This is a genomic window from Actinomycetospora aurantiaca, assembly GCF_037401875.1.
GTDB lineage: Bacteria > Actinomycetota > Actinomycetes > Mycobacteriales > Pseudonocardiaceae > Actinomycetospora > Actinomycetospora aurantiaca.
Window position 1 is genome coordinate 85,511 of sequence record NZ_JBBEGN010000004.1, and the last position, 25,344, is coordinate 110,854.

General features: G+C 75.3%; 22 protein-coding genes. 16 read left to right on the forward strand and 6 right to left on the reverse strand.

Features of this window, described 5'->3' with window-relative positions; genetic code table 11:
- Positions 1-32: 32 nt before the first annotated feature.
- Complete coding sequence (gene pcrA / locus WCD74_RS10810; RefSeq protein ID WP_337694870.1) at positions 33-2,549, reverse strand: DNA helicase PcrA; 2,517 nt, start codon at positions 2,547-2,549, stop codon at positions 33-35.
- 221 nt (positions 2,550-2,770) lie between these two features.
- Here pcrA and WCD74_RS10815 point away from each other — a divergent pair, with 221 nt between their 5' ends.
- From WCD74_RS10815 to WCD74_RS10855, 9 genes are all read left to right on the forward strand, one after another.
- Positions 2,771-3,100, forward strand: coding sequence for a chorismate mutase (locus WCD74_RS10815; protein WP_373696058.1), 330 nt, complete (start codon positions 2,771-2,773; stop codon positions 3,098-3,100).
- Positions 3,101-3,140: 40 nt separating this feature from the next.
- Positions 3,141-3,467, forward strand: coding sequence for a hypothetical protein (locus WCD74_RS10820; RefSeq protein WP_337694872.1), 327 nt, complete (start codon positions 3,141-3,143; stop codon positions 3,465-3,467).
- A gap of 334 nt (positions 3,468-3,801) precedes the next feature.
- Positions 3,802-5,406, forward strand: coding sequence for a hypothetical protein (locus WCD74_RS10825; RefSeq protein WP_337694873.1), 1,605 nt, complete (start codon positions 3,802-3,804; stop codon positions 5,404-5,406).
- 116 nt (positions 5,407-5,522) lie between these two features.
- Positions 5,523-7,106 (forward strand): serine/threonine-protein kinase, encoded by a 1,584-nt coding sequence (locus WCD74_RS10830; RefSeq protein WP_337694874.1) that lies wholly within the window; start codon positions 5,523-5,525, stop codon positions 7,104-7,106.
- Positions 7,107-7,128: 22 nt separating this feature from the next.
- Positions 7,129-7,467, forward strand: a complete 339-nt coding sequence (locus tag WCD74_RS10835; RefSeq protein WP_337694875.1) for a cupin domain-containing protein — start codon at positions 7,129-7,131, stop codon at positions 7,465-7,467.
- Positions 7,468-7,606: 139 nt separating this feature from the next.
- Positions 7,607-8,164, forward strand: coding sequence for a TetR/AcrR family transcriptional regulator (locus tag WCD74_RS10840; protein ID WP_337694876.1), 558 nt, complete (start codon positions 7,607-7,609; stop codon positions 8,162-8,164).
- Positions 8,161-9,930 (forward strand): CocE/NonD family hydrolase, encoded by a 1,770-nt coding sequence (locus WCD74_RS10845; protein ID WP_337694877.1) that lies wholly within the window; start codon positions 8,161-8,163, stop codon positions 9,928-9,930. Before WCD74_RS10840 ends, WCD74_RS10845 begins: the two co-directional genes overlap by 4 nt.
- A gap of 62 nt (positions 9,931-9,992) precedes the next feature.
- A complete protein-coding gene (locus tag WCD74_RS10850) occupies positions 9,993-13,070 on the forward strand; it encodes an AfsR/SARP family transcriptional regulator (protein ID WP_337694878.1) in 3,078 nt (1,025 codons plus the stop codon).
- The gene (locus tag WCD74_RS10855; RefSeq protein ID WP_337694879.1) at positions 13,000-14,364 is read left to right on the forward strand and encodes a carotenoid oxygenase family protein; all 1,365 of its coding nucleotides are present in this window, start codon (positions 13,000-13,002) and stop codon (positions 14,362-14,364) included. The genes WCD74_RS10850 and WCD74_RS10855 overlap by 71 nt, the downstream gene beginning before the upstream one ends.
- Before the next feature lie 220 nt (positions 14,365-14,584).
- Here WCD74_RS10855 and WCD74_RS10860 read toward each other — a convergent pair whose 3' ends face one another.
- Genes WCD74_RS10860 through WCD74_RS10870 form a run of 3 tightly spaced genes read right to left on the reverse strand, consistent with a single transcriptional unit; the run spans position 14,585 to position 17,216 of the window.
- A complete protein-coding gene (locus WCD74_RS10860; RefSeq protein ID WP_337694880.1) occupies positions 14,585-15,313 on the reverse strand; it encodes an alpha/beta fold hydrolase in 729 nt (242 codons plus the stop codon).
- Between the two features lie 10 nt (positions 15,314-15,323).
- Entirely contained in the window at positions 15,324-16,556 is a 1,233-nt protein-coding gene (locus WCD74_RS10865; RefSeq protein WP_337694881.1) for an alpha/beta hydrolase family protein, read from the reverse strand.
- Positions 16,557-16,589: 33 nt separating this feature from the next.
- Complete coding sequence (locus WCD74_RS10870) at positions 16,590-17,216, reverse strand: hypothetical protein (protein ID WP_337694882.1); 627 nt, start codon at positions 17,214-17,216, stop codon at positions 16,590-16,592.
- 186 nt (positions 17,217-17,402) lie between these two features.
- On the opposite strand from WCD74_RS10870, the gene WCD74_RS10875 reads away from it, so the two are divergent.
- The 3 genes from WCD74_RS10875 to WCD74_RS10885 are packed head-to-tail and all read left to right on the forward strand — an operon-like array spanning position 17,403 to position 19,351.
- Complete coding sequence (locus tag WCD74_RS10875) at positions 17,403-17,882, forward strand: DUF1269 domain-containing protein (protein WP_337694883.1); 480 nt, start codon at positions 17,403-17,405, stop codon at positions 17,880-17,882.
- Between the two features lie 39 nt (positions 17,883-17,921).
- Positions 17,922-18,428, forward strand: a complete 507-nt coding sequence (locus tag WCD74_RS10880; RefSeq protein WP_337694884.1) for a hypothetical protein — start codon at positions 17,922-17,924, stop codon at positions 18,426-18,428.
- A 41-nt stretch (positions 18,429-18,469) separates the two neighbouring features.
- A complete protein-coding gene (locus WCD74_RS10885) occupies positions 18,470-19,351 on the forward strand; it encodes an alpha/beta fold hydrolase (protein WP_337694885.1) in 882 nt (293 codons plus the stop codon).
- A gap of 99 nt (positions 19,352-19,450) precedes the next feature.
- Here the strand turns inward: WCD74_RS10885 and WCD74_RS10890 are convergent, their stop codons facing one another.
- Positions 19,451-20,125, reverse strand: coding sequence for a response regulator (locus WCD74_RS10890; RefSeq protein WP_337694886.1), 675 nt, complete (start codon positions 20,123-20,125; stop codon positions 19,451-19,453).
- Positions 20,122-21,384 (reverse strand): ATP-binding protein, encoded by a 1,263-nt coding sequence (locus WCD74_RS10895; protein WP_337694887.1) that lies wholly within the window; start codon positions 21,382-21,384, stop codon positions 20,122-20,124. The genes WCD74_RS10890 and WCD74_RS10895 overlap by 4 nt, the downstream gene beginning before the upstream one ends.
- Positions 21,385-21,558: 174 nt before the next feature.
- Here WCD74_RS10895 and WCD74_RS10900 point away from each other — a divergent pair, with 174 nt between their 5' ends.
- From WCD74_RS10900 to WCD74_RS10915, 4 genes are read left to right on the forward strand one after another with little or no spacing between them, the layout of a single operon-like run.
- Entirely contained in the window at positions 21,559-22,779 is a 1,221-nt protein-coding gene (locus tag WCD74_RS10900) for a PspC domain-containing protein (protein ID WP_337694888.1), read from the forward strand.
- The gene (locus WCD74_RS10905) at positions 22,772-23,086 is read left to right on the forward strand and encodes a hypothetical protein (protein ID WP_337694889.1); all 315 of its coding nucleotides are present in this window, start codon (positions 22,772-22,774) and stop codon (positions 23,084-23,086) included. Before WCD74_RS10900 ends, WCD74_RS10905 begins: the two co-directional genes overlap by 8 nt.
- A gap of 10 nt (positions 23,087-23,096) precedes the next feature.
- A complete protein-coding gene (locus WCD74_RS10910) occupies positions 23,097-23,672 on the forward strand; it encodes an urease subunit gamma (protein ID WP_337694890.1) in 576 nt (191 codons plus the stop codon).
- Positions 23,672-25,342: an urease subunit alpha gene (locus WCD74_RS10915; RefSeq protein WP_337694891.1), complete on the forward strand. Its 1,671-nt coding sequence runs from the start codon at positions 23,672-23,674 to the stop codon at positions 25,340-25,342. The genes WCD74_RS10910 and WCD74_RS10915 overlap by 1 nt, the downstream gene beginning before the upstream one ends.
- Positions 25,343-25,344: the final 2 nt, after the last annotated feature.

Sequence of the window (25,344 nt, forward strand, 5' to 3'; positions counted from 1 at the left end):
CGCGGTCGAGCGCGGCTGGATCGTCCGAGGCGCTACAGCTTCTGCATCGGCACGCCGCCGATGAGCATCAGCCGCACCGTGCCGGACGAGCCGAAGTCGATGGTCGCCGTCTGCTTGCTGCCCACCCCGTCGACCACCGTGACCAGCCCCAGCCCGTACTTGTCGTGGCTGACCCGGTCGCCCACCTCGAGGTGCAGCGCCGGGGCGCTCGACGCCGAGCGCATCGGCGAGGGGCGCGACCGCGACCCGGTCAGGTCGCGGCCCCAGGAACGCCCGGACCCGAACCCGGTCGACGCCGACGGGGCCGCACGTTCCGGGGCGGACCGCCGCCAGTCCACGACCTCCACCGGCACCTCGTCGAGGAACCGCGACGGCGGGTTCGCCTGCGGCTGCCCGAAGGCGGAGCGCATGAGTGCGCGGGACAGGTAGAGCCGCTGCTGGGCGCGGGTGATGCCGACGTAGGCCAGCCGGCGCTCCTCGGAGAGCTCCGCCGGGTCGGCGAGCGCCCGCTGGTGGGGGAACACGCCGTCCTCCCACCCGGTGCAGAACACCACCGGGAACTCGAGGCCCTTCGCGGTGTGCAGGGTCATCAGCGTGACCACGCCGTCGCCGCCGTCGGGGATCGAGTCGGCGTCGGCGACGAGCGAGACCCGCTCGAGGAAGGCCTCCAGCGAGCCCGGGTCGGGCCCGTCGGCGGCCGCGACGACCCCCGCCGGCACCTCCGCGGCGCCGTCCGCCTGGGCGGCCTCGGCGACCGCGGCGTTCGCCCGCGCGTCGCCGACGAACTCGCGGGCGACGCTGACGAGCTCGGTGAGGTTCTCCAGGCGCGACTGCTCCTGCGGGTCCTCGGAGTTCTCCAGCTCGGCGCGGTAGTGCGACATGTCGAGCACCGCGTCGAGGGTGTCGGCGACCTCCTGGCCCCCCGCGACCCCGGCGGCCAGGGCGTCCATCATCTCGACGAAGTCGGCGATGTTGCGCTGCGAACGGGTGGCCAGACCGTGCACCTCGCCCGCCGCCGCGCGGCGCAGGGCCGCCGCGAACGTGACGTGCTCGCGCTCGGCGTGGTCGGCCACGACCGCCTCCGCGCGGTCGCCGATCCCGCGCTTGGGCACGTTGAGGATCCGCCGCAGCGAGACGGTGTCCTCGGGGTTCGACAGCACCTTGAGGTAGGCCAGCGCGTCGCGGACCTCGCGGCGCTCGTAGAACCGCACTCCCCCGACGATCTTGTACGGCATGCCGAGCCGGACGAACACGTCCTCGAACACGCGCGACTGGGCGTTGGTCCGGTAGAAGACCGCGACCTCGCCGAAGCGCACGTCGCCGGCGTCGACGAGCCGGTCGATCTCGGCCGCGACGAACGCGGCCTCGTCGTGCTCGTTGTCCGCGACGTAGCCGACGACCTTCTCGCCGTCGCCGGAGTCGGTCCACAACCGCTTGTCGCGCCGGTCCGGGTTGCGCGCGATGACCCCGTTCGCCGCCGAGAGGATCATCTGGGTGGAGCGGTAGTTCTGCTCCAGCAGGATCGTGCGGGCCTCGGGGTAGTCGCGCTCGAACTCGATGATGTTGCGGATCGTGGCGCCGCGGAACGCGTAGATCGACTGGTCGGCGTCGCCCACCACGCACAGCTCGGCCGGCGGCACCGACCCGTCGGGCGAGCCGCTCGCGAGGGCCCGCACCAGCTCGTACTGCGCGTGGTTGGTGTCCTGGTACTCGTCGACGAGCACGTGCCGGAAGCGGCGGCGGTAGTGCTCGGCGACGTCTCCGAAGCGCTGCAGCAGGTCGACCGTGCGGGAGATCAGGTCGTCGAAGTCCAGCGAGTTCGACTGCTGCAGCCGCTGCTGGTAGGTCGTGTAGACCTCGGCGCACCGGCGTTCGTAGTCGTTCGCCGCGGCCTCGGTGGCCGTGACCGGGTCGGTCAGCTCGTTCTTCCACGCGCTGATCTGGCCCAGCAGCCCCCGCGGCGGGTAGCGCTTCGGGTCGAGGTCGAGCTGCTTGGTGATCGTGGCGACGAGGCGTCGTGAGTCGTCCGCGTCGTAGATCGAGAACGTGCTCGACAGGTCCAGGTGCTTGTACTCGCGGCGCAGGATCCGCACGCACATCGAGTGGAAGGTGGACACCCACATCGCGTTGGCGCGGCGCCCGACGAGCGCCGCGACGCGCTCGCGCATCTCCGCCGCGGCCTTGTTGGTGAAGGTGATCGCGAGGATCTGCCCCGGGTGCGCGCCGTGGGCGAGCTGCCAGGCGATGCGGTGCGTGAGCACCCGCGTCTTGCCCGAGCCGGCGCCCGCGACGATGAGCAGCGGCGACCCCGAGTGCGTCACGGCCTCGCGCTGCTGCGGGTTCATGCCCTCGAGCAGCTGCTGCGCGCGCTCGTCGCGGCGCTCCCGCTCCGAGGACGGGGGCTGCTGCCCCGGCGATCCCGCGGAGGGACGGTCCTCCCCCGTGCGCCGCAGCGCGGTGGTGCCCGCGGCCCCGGCGAGCCGCGCGGCGAGGCCGGCCGCGGCGCTCGGCCGGGTCCCCCGGGCCGAGCCGGTGTCAGTGCTACTCATCGCCTGGCCACGCTACCCGGCCCCCCTGACAGTCCGGGGGCGGTTCCCCGCCGACCGTGGCGCACACCGGAGGGTCGGTCTAGTGTCCGTCCCGTGCACGCGACACGGCGATTCGCCTACGGGAACCGGCTCCCGGTCCCCGTGGTCGCCCGACGCTAGTCGCCACCCACCACCGCCCCGGAGTCGCCAGACCCCGGGGCGTTCCTCGTGCCGGGGCTCCGATGCTCCGACACACCCGGAGGACCACCACCGTGACCGACACGCCGACCAGCACCGACGCTCCCGGCGAGCTCGCCCCGGCCACCGCCGAGGAGATCCCCGACCTGCGCGTCGAGATCGACGCCATCGACGCCGAGCTGCTGCGCCTGATCAAGCGCCGCTCCGAGATCTCCCAGCGCATCGGGCTCGCCCGGATGGCCGCGGGCGGCCCCCGGATCGTCTACAACCGCGAGATGCAGGTGCTCGCCCGCTTCCGCGACCTCGGCGCCGAGGGCCGGGAGCTCGGGATGCTGCTCCTGCGGCTGGGCCGGGGCCGGCTCGGCGGCCGCTGAACCGGCACCCACCTCACGCCCGCACTGGCATCCTGGGGTCATGGGAACGGTCATCGACCTGATCGCGACGATCGTCGCCATCCTCGGTCTGCTCGCCGCCGTCGGGTACGGCGGCTACCTGTTGATGCTGCGGTCGGTGGCCACGAAGCGCCCCGGCGCCTCGCACCTGGCCACGGACGCCCGCAAGCGGCTGCCGGCCGCCGGCGGCCTCGTCGTCGCCGCGCTCGTCGCGTGGGCGCTGACGGGAGCCGACAGCGTCCCCGTCGACGTCATCGGCCTGCTGCTCGGCGGCGGGATCGGCCTCGCGTCGGTCTCGCAGCTGCAGGGCGCCCGCAAGCGCCTGGCGAACCCGCCGTCGTCCTACTGAGACGCCCCCGCGCCACCCGAACGGCGCCGTGGTCCGGTCCGGCCGTTGCCCGGCCGGAGTCGGACGTCGGCCACGATCGGTGACGGACTGCTCCGCAGCGTCGCCGAGCGGCGCGGTCGGCGCGCCGAACGACCGTCACTCCATCGGGGCGTCGTCGTTCGGAGGAGTGCAGACCCCTCGCGGTCGGCGGTGCGCGCGACACGCCCGCACGGCGACGGAGAGCGGTCGATCGTCGTCGGACGGTCTCGATCCCCTGGGCCCACCGTCACCCGGTCGAGTACACAGTCACCTCACGAACGACAGGTGGCGGGGGCTGACCGATCGGAGTGGCGCAGTGAGCGTGTCCGCGGCGGGTTCTGCACGGGGCCGGGGTGACCGGCGTGGCTGGTACGGCCTCTCGGGGAGCGCGGGACCACAGGACCCGGCGCTGCCGCCCCTGCCGGAGGTCCCCCGGCGGCGGGCGCGCGACCGCGGTCGGCACGCCGACGGCGTCCCGGTCGCCGAGATCGTGGTCCGGGAGGACACCGGCGCGCTCCCGACGACGGGGGCGATCGTCACCGCGAGCGGGCGCATGCACCACCACGCCGCCCCGCTGTCCCTGACCCGCGGCACCGCGGCGACCCGCGTGACCACGGCCGCCGTCCTGGTCGGCGGCACCGCCGTCGGCGTCATCGGGGCGGTCGCCGGTCCGTCGTTCATCCCGCCGATCGACGACTCGCCCAGCCACTCCCCCTTCGCGGAGGGCTCCGCCGTGCCCGTCCCGGGCGCCCCGGGCAGCGTCGAGACGGTCGCCCCGGGCTCGGTCGCGTTCGCGGCCTTCAGCACCTCGGCCGAGAGCCTCGGCCTCACCGCCGGCGGCCCCCTCCGCGGAGGCCCGCTGGCCGGCACGACGTCGCTCCCCGGCGCGACCGCCGCCCCCGCTCCCGGTGTCACGGCGCCGGGAGCGGGGGGTACGGCGCCCGGTGGGCCCACGAGCCCGCTGGTCCCGCTGACGCCCGTGACGGGTGGCGGGCAGAACGGCGGGGGCGCGCCCTCGGCCCCGACGCCCGGCCCCGGGACCGGCCCCGGCGGGACGACGCCCCTCGTCCCGATCGTCTCCGGCGCCGTCGGGGACACCGGCACGGCCGTGGGCGAGATCCTTCCCCCGCTGGCGCCCGTCGTCACGCCCGTCACCGACGCGGTCTCGGGTGTCACCGACACCGTGCAGACCACCGTGGTGAAGCCGGTGGGCGCGACGGTCGGGAACACCGTCGACGGCGTGGGCACGGTCGCCGCCCCGCTCCCCGTCGTCGGGAACACGATCGCCGGGCTGACCGACACCACCTCCGACGTCACGACCCTGCTCACCGGCGGCGGGAAGACCCCCTCGGGCCCGGGCGTCGCCGGCGCCACCGGGACGTTGCTGCAGGACACCGGCAGCACCCTCGGCGCCGTCGCCCCGCCGCTGGCGGGCACGGTCGCGACCACCACGAGCACGGCCGCGGACTTCGTCGCCCGGACGACGGGCACCGTCACGGAGCCGGTGACCCGGACCGTCGACGCCGTGGGCACGGCGACGAAGGACGTGCCCGCGGTCGGACCGACCCTCCAGCGGACCACGACGACGCTCGGCGCCACGGTCGACACCCTGCTCAACGGGGCGGACGCCGCGGGCACCTCCTCGAAGTCGGCCTCGAAGTCGAGCTCCGAGCCGTCCGCGAAGTCCTCGGAGGAGTCCTCCCAGGACGACGAGTCCGGGTCCCAGGAGGCCGACGCCCGGGAGTCCGCGTCCGACGAGGAGACCGCATCCGGCGAGGAGGCCACGACCGACGACGGGGCGGACCAGGACTCGCAGGACGACGAGGGGGCCGACGAGTCCTCCTCCGACGACGACGGCGCGGGCGACCCGGTCTCCACGACCACCGACACGGTGACCTCGCTGCTCGGCGGCCAGGACTGAGGCGCACATCGGCGCCGTGACACGTCACCCGACCGTGGGACCCGACACGTCCCGCCCTCTACCCTGATGCCGCACGAGGGCCCGCGGGCCCGTCAGTCTCGGGCGGAGGGAGGCCGGTGACACCTCGTCGTGTCGTCGCCGGGCGGTATCGCCTCGAGGAGCGCATCGGCTCGGGCGCGATGGGCGTCGTCTGGCGCGGGACCGACGAACGTCTCGGCCGGGTGGTCGCGGTCAAGCAGGTCTTCCTCAACCAGGGTCTCGACGAGGCCGAGGCCGACGAGGTCCGCCAGCGGACCCTGCGCGAGGGACGGATCGCGGCCCGCCTGCAGCACCCGCACGCGATCTCGGTGTTCGACGCCTCGATCGAGGGCGACGAGCCGTGGCTGGTCATGGAGTACCTGCCGTCGCGCAGCCTCGCCGCGATGCTCGCCGAGCAGGGCCCCCTGGACCCGCGGCTGGTCGCCCGCATCGGCCGCCAGGTCGCGGATGCGCTGGACGCCGCGCACCAGGCCGGGATCGTGCACCGCGACGTGAAGCCCGGCAACGTCCTCATCGGCAGCGACGGCACCGTCAAGATCACCGACTTCGGGATCTCCCGCGCCACCGGCGACCTCACGCTCACCCGCACGGGCATGCTCGCCGGGACGCCCGCCTACCTGGCGCCGGAGGTCGCGCGCGGGGAGGACTCCACGTTCGCCTCGGACGTGTTCTCACTGGGCGCGACGCTCTACGCCTCGGTCGAGGGCATCCCGCCCTTCGGGTCCGACGACAACGCCCTGGCCCTGCTGCACGCGGTCGCCGCGGGCGCGGTGCATCCCCCGGTGCAGGCCGGCCCGCTGACCGCGCTGCTCATGCGACTGCTGCGCTCGGACCCGAGCGAGCGGCCCACCCCCGCCGAGGCCCGGCGCGAGCTGGGGCGCATCGCGCACTCCGCCGGGTCCGCCTCCACGGCGACCTGGGCCCGCCCGGACGTCGAGGAGGCCCGGATCCCGGACTCGCGGCGCTCCACCGAGTCCGATCCGGTCGTCTCCGGCCGGAGCCGGGGCGAGGGGCGGACGCCGCCGCCGACCTGGCGGGGCAGCCCCAGCTTCGACGACGGGACGCCCGACCCCGGACCCACGTCCGGCGACGCCGACCAGGTCCCGCCGCCACCCCCGGCCGCCCGGTCGAACGGCTCCGCGCCCCGCCCCGCCCCGGTGGCGGCCCCGGCCGCGCCGCGCGCGCGGCGTCGCCCGACCACGGTCGTCGTGATCGCGGTCCTGGTGGTCGCCGTCGTGGCCGGCGTCCTGCTCGCGATCGCGCTGACCAGCAGCTCCGGCGGCACCGAGGGCGCCTCGCTGGGCGGCCCGACGACGAGCGAGGGAGAGTCCGGCCCGACCGACCAGCGCACGCAGATGGTGGCCGCGGTGCGGGACTACTACTCGATCGTCACGGCGAACCCCGGCGCCGGCTGGGCCCGCCTCGGCGCGACGATGCAGGACACCACGAACGGCTTCGCGAACTACCAGAACTTCTGGTCGACGATCGCGTCGGTGCAGGTCACGGAGGCCACCGCGGTCGACGACGACACCGTCCGGGCGACCCTCGTGTTCTCCCCGCGCAGCGGCTCCCCCATCCGGGAGGTCCACGAGCTCGGCTTGTCCCGCGGGACCGGCGGCGCGTGGCTGATCAACTCGGACCGTCTCGTGTCCAGCGGCTGAGGCGAGGACGTACCTTCTCGACGTGAGCGCGCAGATCGTCGACCAGGCGACCCTCCCCGTCGGCCGCGGACCGCACCCGGCCGCGAGCCCCTTCGAGAAGCGGGTCGGGGAGGCCGTCGGGCTCACGGCCTTCGGCCTCTACCAGATCGAGCTGCCGGCGGGCGCCGAGACCGTGGCGCACGACCATCGCGACGACCACGCCGAGGACGCCTACGCCGTCCTGCGCGGGAGCGGGTGGGTCGTCGTGGACGGGGAGGAGATCCCGGTCGCGCCCGGTCAGTTCATCGCCGTGACCGAGGAGTCGTCCCGCCACCTCCGCGCCGGGGACGACGGCCTCGTCTTCATCGCCGTCTGCGCCTGACGACGCGCTGGTCGGCGCCCGGACGCGGAGCACCACGACGTGCCGTAGGCGACCGCGCACGGTGCGAAGTACTGCTTGACGGCGCGTCCGACCGGTCGTCTGATTGGTTGGTCTACCAGACAGGATCGGCGGTGACCCCGTGTCCGACAAGCGCACCGCCATCGTGGAGGCGGCCCTCGAGGTGATCGGCGAGACCGGGCCGGCCGGCTTCACCCAGCCCCGGGTCGCCGCCCGCGCGGGCCTGCGCCAGAGCCACCTCACCTACTACTTCCCGACGCGCGACGACCTCCTCGTGGCGGTCGCCGAGGAGGCGGTCCGCCGACGCGTCGCCCTGCTCCGCGAGGCGCAGGAGGGCGCCGGGACCACCGAGGAGCAGGTCAGCGCCCTCGCCCGCGTGCTGACCTCGCCCGAGCAGACGCGCGTCCTGCTCGCCCTGACCCAGGCCGCCGACCGCAACGAGGCGGTCCGGACGGCCTTCCACGACCTCGCCGCCGGGATCGGCCCGATCGGCGAGGGCATGCTCGCCGCCGCCGACGCACCGGTCGACCCGGCCGCGGTCGGGCTGCTCCAGGCCACCTCGACCGGCATCGCCGTCCTCGCCCTCGCCCGCGGCGGAGACGCCACCGCCGTGACCGGCCTCGCCGAACACCTGCTCCGCACCCTGCTCCGCGGGCTCGCCCGGAAGGACACGTCATGACCCTGCAGATTCCCCTCAGGCGCTCGACCGCGGGCCCGCAGTACGCCGGCTGGACCCCGCGCGCCGTCGCCACGGAGGGTCTGGGCAGCCGGACCCTGGCCGGGCAGCGGGTGCCCGTGAACGGCGGCGTCACGCTCAACGCCGACGTCTACACCCCGACGACGCCGGGGCGATATCCCGCCGTCGTCAGCTTCGCGGCCTACAGCACCGAGTGGCACACCGCCGGCCTCCCCACCGGCTCGAACGAGATCGGCTCCCCACCGGTGTTCACCGACCGCGGCTACTGCCCCGTCGTCGTCGAACGCCGCGGAATGGGCCGCTCCGGTGGTGAGCCCGGGATGTTCTTCTCCGAGCAGGACGTCGACGACCACGAGGCCGTCATCGCCTGGGCCGCCGAGCAGCCGTGGTGCAACGGCGAGGTCGTGCTCTTCGGGACCTCCTACTACGGCATGACCCAGCCCCAGGTGGCGGCCCGTCGGCCGCCGGCGCTCAAGGCGTTCTTCGCCAACGAGATCTGCACCGACTTCGTCCGCCAGTTCCAGCAGTTCGCGGGCGTGCCCAACAGCTTCTTCCTCGCTCTCTGGCTCGGCGCGAACTTCACCGACGCCCGCGACGCCGGGCGGATGTCGCCCAACCGACGGGCCCTGATCAGCCGGCTCACCAACGGGCCGCTGCACTCCCTGCTCGAGAAGGTCGTCCACCGCAACGTCGGCACCGTGTTCCGGAAGTTCATGGCCGCGACGCCCAGCGCGTGGGCCCGGCAGATCTTCGCGCACTGGACGTTCGACGAGAAGTCCCGCGAGTCCTCGACGATCCCCGAGGGCTCCACGGACGTGCTCGGCGAGATCGACGTGCCGTTCGCCGTGGTGCAGAACCTCGGGTACGTCAACTTCCACCAGTACGGCACCTACGACCTCTACGAGAACGCGGCCACGCCCGCCGACCGGAAGTGGATGATCCTCGGCCCGGCCGAGTACGACCTGCCCGTGTTCGCCTGGCAGGGCGAGGCCCTCGCCTTCTTCGACCACGTCCTGCACGGCACCGACAACGGCTACGGCGACCTGCCCCGCGTCCGCTACTGGGTCGACGGGGCCGACGACTACGCGACGGCGGAGGCGTTCCCTCCGCCCGACGGCGAGCCGCGGCGGCTGTCCCTGGCCTCCTCCGGCGCCGACCACGCGACGCACCGGCTCACGACGGGGACCGCCCCCGCCGGGTCGAACTCCTGGGCGGCCGTCCCGCTCGGCGTGCCCCTGCCGGGCGGGATGGAGGAACTCGCCAACCAGCTCCTGACCTTCGAGCTGCCCGTCACCGAGGACGTCCGGTTCGCCGGAGCGGTCACGGCCCGGCTCTCGTTCAGCAGCACCGAGATCGACTCCTTCGTCCTCGCCCGCCTCAGCCGCGTCGACACCACGGGGACCGCGCACCAGCTCTCGCTCGGCGCCGTGCGCCCCGTCGCCCGTGCCGAGGACGCGCCGCGGAGCACGTCGATCGAGATCGCGCTCGACCCCGGTGCCCGCGAGCCCCTGGTCCCCGGCGAACCGGTCGTCCTGCGCTTCAGCCTCACCCCCGGCCCGGTGCTGCTGCGCGCCGGCGAGACCCTGCGCCTCGACCTCGCCAGCCGCACCGACCTCGTCCGGAAGGGCCCGGGCGAGGGCTATCCGCAGTTCGACCTGCCCGTCCCGCCCTACCTCGCCCGCAACACCGTGCACTTCGGCGGGGAGAGCTGGCTCGACCTGACCGCGGTGCCGGTTCGTCCTCGATGACTGTTCCCGACATCATCCGTGCGCGTACGGTGCCCGACGAAGGGGAAGGGGTGCGCCGCGCGGTGACCGACGGGGAGGGGCTGCGCTTCCGCGATCTCGGCGCGGTCGAGGTCGAGGTCGGCGGCACCGTGCGGGCGCCGAGCGGCGGGGTGCTGCGACGCCTCCTGGCGCGGCTGCTCGTCGACGTGGGCCGACGGGTCGAGCTGGATGCACTCGCCGAGGCGGCGTGGGGCGACGGGAGGCTCCGAGCAGCGTCGACGCTCGAGTCGCACCTGTGGCGGGTGCGCCGCTTCCTCGAACCGGACCGTCCGCGGGGCGACGGCCCGGGCCTGCTCGTCGCGGATGCCGGCGGGTACCGGCTGACGGCCGCCCCGGGGCAGGTCGACTCGCTGCGTTTCGCGGACCTGGTCCGCGATGCGGAGGATCTCCTCCCGACGAGCCCGCAGAGCGCGGTCGACCGGGCGCAGGAGGCCCGGGTGCTGTGGCGCGGTCGTCCGTACGGCCCGTGCAGTGACGAGGAGTGGGCGCTCCCGGCCGTCGCCCGGCTCGAGGAGCTGCACGACCAGCTGCTCGACACCCTCGTCGGGGCGCTCCTCGCCGCCGGTCACCCCGATCGTGCGCTCGTCGAGCTCGAACCCGTCCTGGCGGGCGCCCCGCTGCGGGAGCGGCCCTGGGAGCACTACGTGCTCGCGGCGGCGCGATCGGGCCGCCTCGACGAGGCGCTCGGCGGGTACCGCCGCTTCGAGCGCCTGTTCCGGACGGAGCTGGGGGTCGACCCGAGCGCACGGATGCGGGCCCTGCAGGCCGACGTGCTCGCCGGCGACGTCGCCCCGCGCGGACGGGTCGACCTCGCGGCCGCGGCGACCGCACCGCGCGAGGTCCACCTGCCCCGCGAGCGCGCCCGCCTCGTCGGTCGCGACGCCGACCTCGCGGGCCTCGTCGCCGGCCTCGACCGGCCGGGGCTGCACACGCTCGTGGGCGGGGCGGGCTGCGGCAAGACCACGGTAGCGGTGGCGGCCGCCCACCGGGCCGCGCCCGACTTCGCCGACGGCGTGTGGTTCGTCGACCTCACGTCCGCCCTCGACGACGCCGACGTCGCCCCCGCGGTCTCCTCCACGCTCGGTCTCGCCGGGGACGGCGGCGCGATCGGGGCGGTCGCGGCATTCGCGGAGCCGCGACGGATGCTCCTCGTGCTCGACAACTGCGAACACGTCCTCGACGGGTCCGCGGAGCTCGTCGAGCACCTCCTCGACGGCGCCGGCCACCTCTCCGTGCTGGCCACGAGCCGAGAACCCCTCGAGGCCGCCGACGAGACCGTGGTCGACCTGCGTCCCCTCCCGCCGGGGCCGGCGGTCGAGCTGTTCACCGAACGCCTCACCCACGCGCGCGGTGGCGCCGCGCCGAGCGACGACGAGGCGACACTCGCCACCGCCGTCTGCGCCGCCGTGGACGGGGTGCCCCTGGCCATCGAGCTGGCCGCCGCCCGCGGCCGGGCCTTCGCGGTGGCCGAGATCGCCGAGCAGGTCCGCGCCGACCCGAGCGCGCTCGCGCGGGTCGGCGGGGGGCGCCGCGGCCAGCAGACCGTCCGGGCCGCCGTCGAACGCAGCGTCCGGCTGCTCGGGCCCGCAGAGCAGGAGCTGCACACGGCGATGTCCGTGGTGCCGGGCCCGATGACCGCCCGGATGGCCGCAGCGCTCGTCGACCGGCCGCCGGCGGAGGTCGACGCCCTGCTCGCGGGCCTGGTGCACCGGTCGCTGGTGGTCGCGGAGGGACCGCTCCTCCCGGGCGGACCCTCGCGCTTCGCCCAGCTGGCCATCGTCCGGGGCCACGGGGCCCACCAGCTCGATCCGGAGACGGCCGACCGCATCGCCGACCGCCGCGACGGATTGGTCGTGTCCACCGTCGTCGGCCGCCCCCGCATGGGCGCTCCCGGCGACCGGGTGTTCCAGGACGCCCTCGACGACGACCTCCCCGCCCTCCGCGCCACCCTGCACCGCACCCTGATCGACCGACCGTCCTGGGGTGGCCCGGCCCTGGCCGCCGGGCTCGGCATGTACTGGTACTACCGCGGCATGCTCCTCGAGGGCGGCCGGTGGATCGGGCTCGCGTTCCGGCACCGGGCCCTCGCCCGCCCGGTCGACGACGCGGTCCTGGCGTCCTCGGGCGTCGCCCTCGGCGTGATGTCGAGGGACCTGGATGCGGCCCGCTCGCACCTGGACGCGCTCTGCCGGCTCGCCGACGGCCTCGAGGGCGAGGACCTGCTCCATGTCGGCGACGAGTTCGCCGGGCTGGCACCGCCCGCCCTCCCGACCGGCGACCGTGCCCTGCTCGGGACGCTGGCGGACCGGGCGCGCGACGTCGCGGACCGCACCGGCGACCCGACGTCGAGGTTGATGGCCCGTGCCGCGACCCTCAAGGCCCGTCCCCGTGAGCCGGAGGACCAGCTGACGGAGGCGGCCGCCGTCCACGCGGCGGCGCTCGACCTCGACCACCACTCCCTGGCGTGGATGGCCGCCTCCGACGCGTTGCGGGCGTGCCTGGCGGTGGCCGACGTCGACGGCGCCTATGCGTGGTCGGGCCGGGCGCTGGAGGGCGCGCTCGCCCTCGGGGCGCGGGAGAGCCCGGCGCGGGGAGGACGAGGCCGCCGTCCGGGTCCTGTCCGGCGCGCACACCCAGAACCGGCGGGCCGGTATGCGCTGGCCCGCCCGCCCGGAGACCGTCACGCTGCTGGACGAGGTCGCTGCACGGCTCGGCCCGGACGCCTACGACCGCGCCTGGGGGGAGGGCAGCGACCTGCACCTCGCGGACCTGCACCTCACCGACCTCCCGACGGTGCTGCCCGCACCGCGGCCGGGCCCGACGGCGATGGCCGCCCGGTCGGCGCCCTGAGCCGGACCCGAGCGGTTGGAACGACATTGGAAGCTCGTCGGCGACCGTGCTCGCACCGGTCGCCCGCAGGGGGCGGTCCGTCCGAAGGGCCAGGACATGACGGTCGAGCAGCTTCTCCCCGGGCTTCCTGCCCCCCACCCGCACGCGGTCGGGACGCGCCCGGCCCCGGTCGGACCCGACGTGCACCTCACCGGCCCCTTCGCGCCGGTCGTCGCCGAGGTCGACGTCGCCGACCTGACGGTCGAGGGTGAGCTGCCGCCCGACCTGGACGGGTCGTACGTCCGCAACGGCCCGAACCCCCGCTTCTCCCCCCTCGGGTCCTACGTCTTCCCGCTCGACGGCGACGGGATGCTGCACCGCGTGACCCTGGGCGACGGGCGGGCCCGGTACGACAACCGCTTCGTCCGCACCCCGATGGTCGTGGTCGAGGAGCGGGCCGGGCACGCGATCTGGCCCGCCGGTCCGATGTCGGCCTACCGACCGGGTGCCGACGAGGTGGGGCCGGAGCTGGCGGGCACGAGCCGCGAGCTGCCCGACATCAACGTCGTGCGCCACCACGGCCGGCTGCTCGCGCTCGCCGAGTGCGACCGGCCCTACCGGATGGGGCCCGAGCTGGAGACGCTCGGGTACGAGACGTTCGGCGGGGCGCTGCCGGCCGGCATCTGCGCGCACCCCAAGATCGACCCACGGACCGGGGAGATGCTGGCGTTCTCCTACCACTCCGGCCCGCCGTTCCTGACCTGGACGACGATCGCTCCCGACGGGACGGCGACGCCGCCGCGGGTGGTGCCCGGTCTCGACCGCGCGAGCATGATCCACGACATGGCGATCACGGCCCGCTTCGTCGTGCTGGTCGTGTCGCCCCTGTACTTCGACGTCGCGGCCGCGCGCGACGGCGGGTCGCTGCTGGCGTGGCACCCCGAGGACGGGACCCGCATCGCCCTGGTGGCGCGCGACGGATCGGCCGTGCGCTGGTGCGCCGGCGAGACGTTCTGGCTCTGGCACACGGTCAACGCCCACGACGACGGGGAGCAGGTCGTCCTGGACTACGTCGAGTGGGCCCGGCCGAGCGGGCTCGCGCCCGGTCCGCCCGCGGACCCCCACCTGGCCCGTGCGGTGATCGATCCCGTCCGTGGGCAGGTCCGGCGCCGTCCGCTCGTGGACGACCTGACCGTCGAGTTCCCCCGGATCGACGACCGGCGGCTCGGGACCGGGTACGGAGTGGCGGCGACGGTCACGCGCACCGGTCGCGACCTCCCGCACCCCGGGTGCTGGGACGCCCTGGCCTTCCACGACGTGCGCAGCGGCGACGTCCGCCGGTGGACGCCGTCCGACCTCGCGCTCGGCGAGCCGGTGTTCGCCCCCGATCCCCGCGACGACGGGGACGACGCCGGCTGGTGGCTGGTGCTGGGCACCAGCTTCAGCACCGGGGCGAGCAGCCTGTTCGTGCTGCCGGCCGCCGACCCCGGGGCCGGACCCGTCGCGACCGTCCGACTGCCCGTGCGCGTGCCGCTGGGGCTGCACGGCAGCTGGCTGCCGAGCTGAGCTGCGCCGGGCTGAGAGGGCCGCGCGGTCGACGAGGGTGACCTCCTCTCCCGAGCGCCACGCGCGGTCGACGGCGGCCGCGCCGAGGCGGCCTCCGCCGCGTGGCCTCCCAGGATGGCCACCATCCAACCGATCTCCCGGTTGTCGGCCCGCTCGGCCTCGGTGTGCACGGCCTCGACCTCGGCGAGCCGCCGTACCGGGTCGGGCTCCGGCGACACCGTCAGCGCGGCCGGCCGGGCCTGCAGCGCCGTGATCGGGTCCCCGGACCTCCCGCGATCTCGCCGATGCGCTCGACGAGGCGGCGCCGGACCTCGTCGGCCAGCGACTCCCGGAAGTCGCGCAGCGCGGGGGACGCGTCCACGCCGTCCCGCTCGAGCGCCACCGCGCTGAGGTCGACGAGTCGGCTCCGGCCGTCGAACTCCCGCTGCGCGTGGTACTGCGCCAGCCAGCCCTGCGTCGGATCGTCGCCCTCCGGCGAGGTCAGCCATCCGGCGTTCGCCGGGTCCGCGAGGAAGTCGACGGAGAACAACCAGGGACACACCAGGGGGAAGACCGGGCGCATCGACCCGCCCGCGGCGACGACGTCCCGGACCGCGTCGAGGAACAGCCGCGCCTGCGGGTTCATGACGGCGTAGGTCGAGGCGAGGACGAGCCGGTCGCGGTCCGGGTGCCCGGTCGCGAGGGCCTGGGCGACCAGGCCGCCCATCGAGAACCCGACGACGTGCGCCCGGGCGACGCCGGCGGCGTCGAGGACGTCGCGGACGGCGTCCACAACCCCTCGATCATCGCCGGTCCGTCGGGTACCGGCGATGCTCCCGACCCGGGGAGGTCGACGGTCAGGACGCGGAACTCCCCGGCCCAGCGCGTGCCCTCGGCGGCCCAGAAGCCCGCGTCCCCGCCGAGACCGTGCAGCAGCACCACTGGCGGGCCGTCGCCGGCCTCGCTCCACCCGAGCGCGGTCACCGCGGGTCGGCCGGGACGGTGTCGTCGAGCCAGTCGAGGATGCGTTCGCCGCGCAGGGCGGGCGCGAGGGGTTCGCAGTGCCGGTCGGCCCCCTCGGCCGCGGTGAAGGGCACCACGGTCACCGGGCAGGTCAGGGACCGGGCGAGCTCGGCCGACTGTCCGGGCCAGAACTGCTCGTGTTCCGGGTCGGTGATCAGCATCGGGCAGCGGATGCCTGCGAGGTCGTCCGGGGTGAGCCGGTACTGCTGCGCCGCGGTGAAGAAGTCGTAGGGGGAGTCGACGCCGTAGGGGCGCATGCGCCAGGCGAGCGTGGTGGCGAGGCCGCCGCGGGAGAACCGCAGGCCCCAGGCCATCTCCTGGTCGAACATGTGCTTCTCGCCGGCGTCGAGGGTCCTCCGCAGGAAGCCGGGCAGGTTCGCCAGCCCCGCGGTGGACACGTCGACGACGCCGGGGTCCGCGACCGCGGCGGCGACGCGGTGCTCGTGGGCGACCGCCCGCGGCACCCAGAAGCCGCCCTGGCTCAGGCCCAGTACCGCGATCCGGTCGCCGTCGACGTCGTCGCGGGTGATCACGTGGTCGATCAGCGGGGTGAGCACGGCCTCCCAGTCCGGGCGGAACGGGATGCCCTGCCGGACGAGCGCGGCGTTCTGGCCGGGGCCGTCGACGGTGACGACGGTCCATCCACGCGCGAGGGCGTCGGCGGCGCCGTCGGTCCAGGCGCTGACCACCGAGCCGTCACTGCCGTTGACGAAGACCAGAGTCCGGCGAGGCCCGGCGCCCGGCCGGGTGAACACGTAGCCGGGCAGGGTGCTGCCCCCGTAGGGCACCGCGATGCGCTCGATCGCGAGGTCGCCGATCGCCGTGGTCAGGTCGCAGAAGCGGTCCCAGGCGTCGCGGTGGTGCTCCCAGAGGCCGGTGAACACCTCCGCGGTGTCCGCGGAGTCCGTCGCCCGGGCGTAGTAGTTCGCGGCGCGCAGCCAGCGGGCGGCCGCGCTGGCCCGGTGTCCCGCCGCCTCGGCGCTGCGGGCCTCGTCGGCCACGCGGTCGGCCGTGGCGGTCCACTCGGCGACCCACGCCTCGGGCCTGCCGTCGGGGATGCGGGCGATGGTGCTGAGGACGTCCCCCGGGTCCGCGGCCCCGTGGCGGACCCCACCGAGGGTGACCTCGACGGCGAACTGGAAGCCGTTGTCGGAGAAGAAGGGGCGTCGGGTCGTCGCGTGGCCGAACATCGGGGCTCGTCTCGGGTCGGGGTAGGGATGCGGTCAGCGGTACGACTCGTGGCGCGACGTGTGCTGGGGCGTCGGACCGCCGGCGACGCGCTGGGAGTAGCGGACGGTGGCGAGCACCAGCAGGCCCGGGATCACCCAGTTCAGGATCAGGTCGCCGGGGCGCTGGGTCAGGTAGCCGGTGGACTCCGCGGCGTTCGCCGCGAGGGCACCGGCGATCAGGTGACCGAGGGCCATGACGGCGATCGTGCCGCCCCAGGCGGCGCTGATCCGGCGGTTGATCGCGTGGAAGGCCGGGGTGTCCCAGTACTGCCGTGGGGCCGACTCCCGGGCGTACTGCTCGGTGAAGGGCCGGAACGGCAGTGTCACGAACACGAGGACCGCGAGGGCCAGGGACGCGAGTCCGCGTCCGTAGAAGGCGAAGACCGCGTCGGAGGCGGGCTCGATCAGGGCGATCGCACCGACGACCGCGAAGACGCCGATCCCGGCGAGCTCGAGGAGTTTCGGCGACTCCCCTCGTCGCACGGTGCGGGCGGTCAGGACCACGGCGACGGCGAGCGCGAGCAGGGCGGCCATGCCGACCGCGCCCGGTCCGACGCGGGTGGCGACGAGGCTGAATGCGATCCAGGGCAGGAAGCCGATGAGGATGCTCTTGGCGGACACGGTGACTCCTCGGTGCTCCGCCGCCCCGGTCGGGCGGCGATGGCGACCACGGTCCGTCTCCCCCTTCCAATCCGGTTCCAACGCGTGCGGCCGCCGGTTGGAGGGACATTGCGGTATGCGAGGGCACGGTGCTGCCACGGGACGGAGCCTCCGTCCTGTGAGCACCGGAGCCGCCCCGTGGACACGATGAGCATCTGGACGTTCGACACCGCCGACGGCGCCGACCTCGCGCTGCGGACGGTCGAGCGGCTGCAGCTGCGCGGGACCATCGCCGTCGCCGACGCGGCCGTGGTCGCCTGGGCGCCCGGCTCGCACCGGCCCCGCACCTACCAGGTCGGCTCCGTCGAGGGCACCGCGGCGCTGTCGGGCGCGTTCTGGGGGCTGGTGTTCGGCACCGTGTTCCTGCTCCCGATCACGGGCCGGGACGTCCCGGCCGGCGGAGAACTCGAGCACCTGGGGTTGTCCGACGACCTGGTCGGCACGCTGCGCGAGCGCGTGGTCGCCGGGCGCTCGGCCCTGTTCCTCGTCGTCGGGCGGGCGACCGTGCCGGCCGTCGCCTCGGCTCTCGCTCCGGGGCGCCCGGAGCACTGGGAGGCCGACGTGGCGCCCGACCACCGGGTCGGGTTGTGGCGGGTCTTCGCCGACGACCCGACGACGCTGCCCTGACCCCCACCCCTCGATCCCACCGTCACCCGAGGAGAACCCGTGAACCCCCGTGCTCTCGCCGCCGCCCTGTGCCTGGCCGCGACCGTGACCCTCGCCGGCTGCTCGCAGGAACCCAGCGGACCTGCCGCCGAGGACCTCGACAATTCGAAGCCCTACTCCCTGACCCAGACCGTCCAGAACAACAGCACCATGGACCTCACCGTCCAGTCCGTCCGCGCCGACAACGGGGGCGCCGTCACGCCGGGCTGGCCTGCCGTGATCAAGGCCGGGACCGCCGGGACCTTCGCCGCCACCAACACCGGCAACGGCGTCCAGGTCTGGATCACCCTGCTCGGCACCTCCGGCCAGGTCGTCACCGTCGACTCCGACGTCCACCGCGTCGACACCAACACCAGCAACGCGACCCTGAGCGGCTCCCAGACCCTGCTCAACATGGGCGCCATCTCCATCGGCGGCGGCGACGACCCCACCGCCTCGTTCACCATCGACCCCTGCGCCCCGAAGGCGACATGCTTCCCGGTGGCCCCGTTCTCCGTCGGTCCGTAGTCGCCGCAGGTGCCGTGTCGCAGAACAGGAAAGGACCCAGCATGGCCAGCAGCATCGGGACCGAGATCGCCGAGACGGCGCTCGGGCCCGTCGAGTACGCCGTGGTCGGCACCGGCACGCCGGTGCTCGTGGTGCACGGCAGCCCGGGCGGGATCGACGCGGCCGACCTGATGGCGCGCATCCTGCCGCGCGAGAGGATCGCCGCGATCCTGCTCTCCCGACCCGGCTACCTCGGGACGCCGCTCGACGGGCGCGCCGAGATCGACCAGCAGGCCGACCTGCTCGCCGCGCTGCTCGACCACCTCGGTCAGCCGCGGGCTGCCGTCTACGCCTGGTCCGGCGGCGGGCCGGCCGCGTACCGGCTCGCCGTCCGGCACCCCGAGCGGGTCACCCGCCTCGTCGTGAACGCCGCCGTCAGCCAGGCCTACCACCTGCCCGACCAGGACCTCGCGACGCGGCTGATGTTCACCACCGCGCCCGGGCGGTGGCTGCTCCGGGTGCTCGCCGCGCACCAACCCGAGCAGTACGTCCGCGGCGCGCTCGCCGGGGAGGGGGACCTGACCGACGAGCAACTCACCGAACGGGTCCACGAGGTCCTCGCCGACCCCGCGAAGCGCGACTTCGTCCTCGACCTCGGACCGACCGCGGTCCCCGACGCACGTCGCCGCGCCGGCTACCGCAACGACCTCGACCGGTTCGCCGCGATCACCTCGCTCGAGCTGGAGCGCGTCCAGGCGCCGACGCTCGTCGTGCAGGGCTCGGCCGACAGCGACCTGCCGCCGGAGCAGAGCGCCTACGCCGCCGCGACCGTCCCCGACGCCGAGCTGCTCACGCTCGACACCGGCACCCACCTCGCGCTCTACACCCACCCGGACGCGGAGGACGCCCAGCGGCGGGTCGTGGAGTTCCTGACGTCGGGGTGAGCCGGCGCGGCGACGAGCTGCCGGCGCGCGATCGTCGTGGCGCGTCACTGATGTCCGGTGTCAGTGGTGGCACACGGCTGACGCCGCGCACGCAGCAGGTCAGACCAGCCGACGGTCCGACGCCCAGCGGGACAGCTCGTGGCGGTTCGACGACTGGGTCTTGCGCAGCACGCTGGACACGTGGGTCTCGACGGTCTTGATCGAGATGACCAGCTCGGCGGCGATCTCCTTGTAGGCGTAGCCCCGGGCGAGCAGGCGCAGCACGTCGCGCTCGCGGCGGGTGAGCTGGTCGACCTCCGGATCCACCGGGGGCGCGGCACCCGGCCGGTCGGCGAACGCGTCCAGCACGAACCCGGCCAGGCGCGGCGAGAACACCGGGTCGCCGGCCTTCACCCGCACGACCGCGTCGGCGAGGTCGCGGCCCGAGATCGTCTTCGTGACGTAGCCGCGAGCGCCCGCGCGGATCACCGAGATGACGTCCTCGGCCGCGTCCGACACCGACAGCGCCAGGAACACGACGTCCGGGTACTCCGTCCGCGTCCGGGCGAGCACCGCGGCACCGCCGCCGTCGGGCATGTGCACGTCGAGGAGCACCACGTCGGGCCGGTAGTGCCCGATCCCGGCCACCGCCTCGCCCACGGACCCCGCCTCGCCGACGACGCTCACCCCGCTCACGCCGGGGCCCTCCAGCTCCGCGCGCACGCCGCGCCGGAACAGGGCGTGGTCGTCCACGATGAAGACCCGCGCGGGGTCGGTGTCCACGGTCGAGCTCATGCCACCTCGCTCGGTTGCTCGGTGCGGGGCATCGTCAGCCCCACCTCGGTGCCCTCGCCCGGCGCGGTCCGTAGCCGCACGGTGCCGCCGTGCCGCTCGACGCGGGCGTGGATGGAGTCGGCGAGGCCGTGCCGGTCGGTGGGCACCGCGTCCGGCTCGAAGCCCTTCCCGCGGTCCCGCACGAACACCGAGACGGTGCCGTCCTCGACCTCCGCGTAGACGCTGACCTCCTCGACCCCGGCGTGCTTCGCCGCGTTCGTCATCGCCTCGCGGGCGGCGGCGACCAGCGCCGCGGTGCGCACGTCGAACACCGCGTCCCCGACGATCACCGGCGCGACCGACACCGCGAAGGTGTCCTCGACGTCGCCGGCCGCGGTCCGCAGCGCCGCGCCGAAGCAGGTGGTCTCCGGGGTCGGCGTCTCGTCGCCGGCCTCCTGGTAGAGCCAGTCCCGCAGCTCCCGTTCCTGACGACGGGCCAGCCGGCGGACCTCGCGGGCGGTCTCGTCCCCGGCGACCTCGGTGTGGCGCTGGATCAGCGCGAGGGTCTGGAGCACGGAGTCGTGCAGGTGCGCCGCGATCTCCGCGCGTTCCTCGCTGCGGATGCGCTCCCGACGCTCGGCCGACAGCTCCCGGACCAGCCGCATCCACCACGGGACGGTCAGGACGACGACGCCCACGAGGGTCGCGGTCGCGGCCAGCAGCCCGAACTGCAGCGCCCCGACGTCCAGGCTGCCCAGCAGGAACGCCAGGATCCCGCCGGCCACGAACAGCGCGCCGAGCACCGCGCGCAGCACCCCGGCGCGGCCCGAGACCAGGCGCGAGCGGCCGCGGCGCCCCGTGTCGGTCCCGCCGTCGGCCTCCCGCCACACCACGGCCGCACCGACCAGCGCGACGCCGAGCGGCCCCAGGATCCAGCCGGAGATCTGGTCGCCCACCGCGGAGAGCACGAGCGCGAGGGCGAGCCCGAGGGCCACGAGCCCGTAGCCGCGCAGCCGGTCGCGGTCGTCGACCTCGCGCTCGGTGTCCGCGGACTCGAGCGGGCAGAACACCCACAGCCCGCCGTAGGCCAGGACCCCGGCGCCGCCGAGCGCGCAGAGGACGGTGAAGGCGATCCGCACGCGCAGCACGGGCAGGTCGAGGTGCTCGGCGACCCCGCCCGCGACCCCCGCGACGACCGCGCCCCGGCGGTGCCGCCGCACGCGGCGCTCCCCCGCGGTGGGCGTCACGGCCTCCGCGGGCCCGGGGTCGGTCTGGGTCATGCGAGCCATCGTCACACGGATGCACGCCGACGGACCTCGGGTCCACCGGGTGATCGACCCCGGGAAATCCCAGGGTCGCCCGGGGTCATGACCGGGGTCGTCCCGGACGATCCGCGCCGGCGCGCTCGGCAGTCTCGGTGCCGTCACCGGCGCAGAACCGAGAGGATGGGCCTCATGAGCGGGGCAGGAGTCAAGGACGGGACGGACGTCGCGGCCGTCGCGCGGGGGGTGTGGGAGACCCGGCCCGCCCGCCGTGAGGAGGACACCAAGGTCGCGGGGGTGGCCGGTGCGATCGCCCGGCGCTACGCCCTCGACCCGACGCTGGTCCGGGTCGCTTTCGTCGTCTGGGCGATCGTCGGCGGCGGGGTGCTGCTCTACCTGCTCGGCTGGCTCGCCCTCCCGTCCGACCCGGCGGACCCGGTCCGCCGCGACCGTGCGGTCGGCGGCGGGCGCCGCGGGGCACCGACGCTCGTCCTGATCGCGACCGTGGTGGTCGCGATCGCCACGCTCGCGCCGGCCTTCGACGGCCGCGTCATGACCTTCGTCGCGCTGGGCGTCGCCGCCGTCGCGGTGTACCTGCTGCACACGGGGCGGTCCGACCTCGGCGTCCCCGGCACCCCCGGCCGCCCGCCGGTGCCGTCCGCCCGTCCCGACGACGGCCCGGTGCCGGTCGCCTGGGACGCACTGGGCGCGGATCCCCGCCGCTGGAGCCTGCCCTCCGCGCCGGCGCCGGCGCCCGCCGTCGCCACCGAGCCCCGGCCCCGCCGGGTCCTGACGCCGGTCACCCTCGCCCTCGCGCTCGTCGCGGCCGGCCTCGCCGGGGTGGCCCTGCTGCTCGGCATCCCGGGCGTCACCGGCGTGTGGGTCCCGGCCGCCGCGCTCGCCGTCGTCGGGCTCGGCCTGGTGGTCGGCTCCATCCGGTCGCGGGCGACGGGGTGCTCCCGGCGCGGGCTGGTGTTCGTCGCGATCCCGCTGCTGATCGCGACCGTGATCGGGTCCCTGGCCGTCACCAGCCCGGACACCGAGGACGGCTTCACCGGCGACCAGCGGGGCGTCGGGGACGTCGCGGCGACGCCGCTCGCGGCCGCCCAGGTCCTCCCCGGCTACCGCACCGGCCTGGGCGACGTGACCCTGGACCTGTCCCGTCTCGCCCCCGGCGGCCCACCGGTGCGCACCAGCGTCGAGTCCGGAGCGGGCGACCTGACCGTCACCGTGCCGGCCACCGCCGACGTCACCGTGACCTGCGCGCACGGGCTGGGCGACATGGACTGCCTCGGCCGGTCGGGCAACGCGGTCACGGGGCTGGTCGACCTCGGGCCGGACGGGCCCGGCGGCCCGGTGATCGACCTGCAGGTGCGCAACGGTGTCGGTGACGTGGAGGTGCGTCGTGGCTGAGTCCGGATTCGACCCGAAGGGCTGGGCCCCGGCCGAGCCGTTCACGGTGCACGCCGACACCGACCGCACCGCCGACCGGACCGGGACGGACGCGGCCGCCGGCCCGCCCGCGCGGCGCCGGCTCGACGTGTTCACCCTGCTCGTGGGCCTGGTCTGCGTGGCGGTCGCGGTGTTCGCGATGGCCGCCCCTGCGCTGCTCGTGGCCGCGGACCCGCGGTGGGTCCTGGCGGGCGCCGCGATCGTGATCGGCGGCGGCGCCCTGCTCGCGGGCGCGCGCCGGGTCGGCGGGCGGCGCGCGCCGGGGTAATACCTCCGACGTGCACCTCACCCCGCGCGAGCACGAACGGCTCCTGCTGGCCGCCGCGGCCGACCTCGCCCGCCGCCGCCTCGCCCGCGGGGCGCGGCTCGGGGCCACCGAGGCGGTCGCGCTGGTGTGCGACGAGGTGTGCGAGATGGCGTGGGACGGGATGGCCCACGACGAGGTGGTGGCCCGGGCCCGCCGCCTCGTCGACCCGTCCTCACTCCTCGACGGTGCCGCTGCCGCGGTGCCGTCGGTGCAGGTCGAGGCCCTCTTCCCGCACGGCACCGCGCTCGTCCACGTCGACGCCCCGTTCGGCTCCCCCGGCGACGACGACGCCGGGGCGGTGCGGGTCGGCGACGGCGAGGTCGTCCTCGCGCCCGGCCGGGAGCGGGCGGAGGCGACGCTGCACAACACCGGCCCCCTGGACGTCTGGGTGTCCTCCCACGTCCCCCTCGACGCCCTGAACCCCGCGCTCGTCGTCACCACCCCGCCCGGCCGGTGGCGCCTGGACGTGCCGGCGGGCACGGCGCTGCGGGTGGCGCCGGACGAGCAGCGGGCGGTCGACGTCGTCGAGATCGTGGGGACATGGTGATGGACCGCCGTGACTACGCCCGCCGCTACGGCCCCACCACCGGCGACCGCGTCCGGCTCGGCGACACCGGGCTGTGGGTCGAGGTGGAGGCCGACGACGTCGAGCACGGCGAGGAGATGCTCGGCGGCTGCGGCAAGACCGCCCGCTACGGCGCCCTCGTCACCGGGCGCGCCGGTCGGGACTCCGCCCTCGACCTCGTGATCCTCGGGGTCCTGCTGATCGACCCGCTGCTCGGCGTCCGGAAGACGTCGATCGGGGTGAAGGACGGCCGGGTCGTCGGGATCGGGCGGGCCGGCAACCCGGACGTCGTCGCGGGCGTGGACCTGGTCGTCGACGCCCACACCGCGATGGTCCCCGGTGAGGGCCTGATCGCGACGCCGGGCGCGGTGGACTCCCACGTGCACCTGTCCAACGCCGACCTCGCGCCGGCCGCCCTCGCGACCGGCGTGACGACGCTGGTCGGGATGGGCATCGGCGGGGTGTGGGACGTCGGTGCGAACCCGGCGACCAACCTCCACACGCTGATGGCGTCCTGGTCGGCCGCGCCGGTCAACGCCGCCTTCCTCGCGCGCGGCTCGACGTCCTCCCCGGCGCTGCTCGAGGCCGCGGTCGAGGCCGGCGCGGGCGGCTTCAAGGTGCACGAGGACTGGGGCGCGGGCCCGGACGCCGTCGACACCTGCCTGTCCGTCGCCGAGGCGGCCGACCTGCCGGTGGCCCTGCACACGGACACGCTGAACGAGTCCGGGTTCCTGGCCGACACGCTCTCCGCTGTGGGCGGGAGGACCGTGCACGCGTACCACGTGGAGGGCGGCGGCGGGCACCCCGACCTGCTGTCGATCGTCCGCGAGCCGCACGTCCTGTGCTCCTCGACCACCCCGACGCTGCCGCTGACCACGGCCACCGTCGCCGAGCTCGGGCCGATGACGCGGACCGTGCACCGCGCGCACGCCGACGTCGACTCGGACCTGGCCATCGCCGCCTCGCGCATCCGCGAGCACGCGATCGCCGCCGAGAACGCCCTCCACGACCTCGGCGCCATCTCGATCGTCAACTCCGACGCCCTCGGCATGGGCCGGATCGGCGAGACCGTCCGGCGGTGCTGGCAGCTCGCGCACGTCAACGCCGCGCTCGCCGGCGAGACCGGACCCGACGTCGCGAACAACGCCCGGGTCCTGCGGTACCTGGCCAAGCTCACCGAGAACCCGGCCCGGGCGCACGGGCTCGCCGCCCACGTCGGGTCGCTCGCGCCGGGGCGGCTCGCGGACGTCGTGCTGTGGTCCCCGGCGTGGTTCGGCACCTCCCCCGAGCTGGTCCTGACGTCGGGCTTCGTCGCCTTCGGGGCGGCCGGCTCCGGCTCGGGCTCGACCCGCCTCGGGCAGCCGCGGCGGATGCGGGCCTTCCACGGCGGGCGGGGCGGGGCACCGGCCCGGCTCGCGCACCTCTTCGTCGCGGCCGCCGCGACCGACCTGCCGTCGGGACCGTCCTACCTGCGCGTCGGGGGTTCCCGCGGCCTGGGCAGCGCGGACATGCTGCACAACACGGCCACCCCCGTCGTCGAGCTGCCGGGGGAGCCGAGCCCGGTCCGCGTCGACGGCCAGGAGGTCCCGCTGGAACCCCGCATCGACGCGGCGCGCGACCTGCCGCTGACCCGTCTGCACCATCTCGCCTGAGG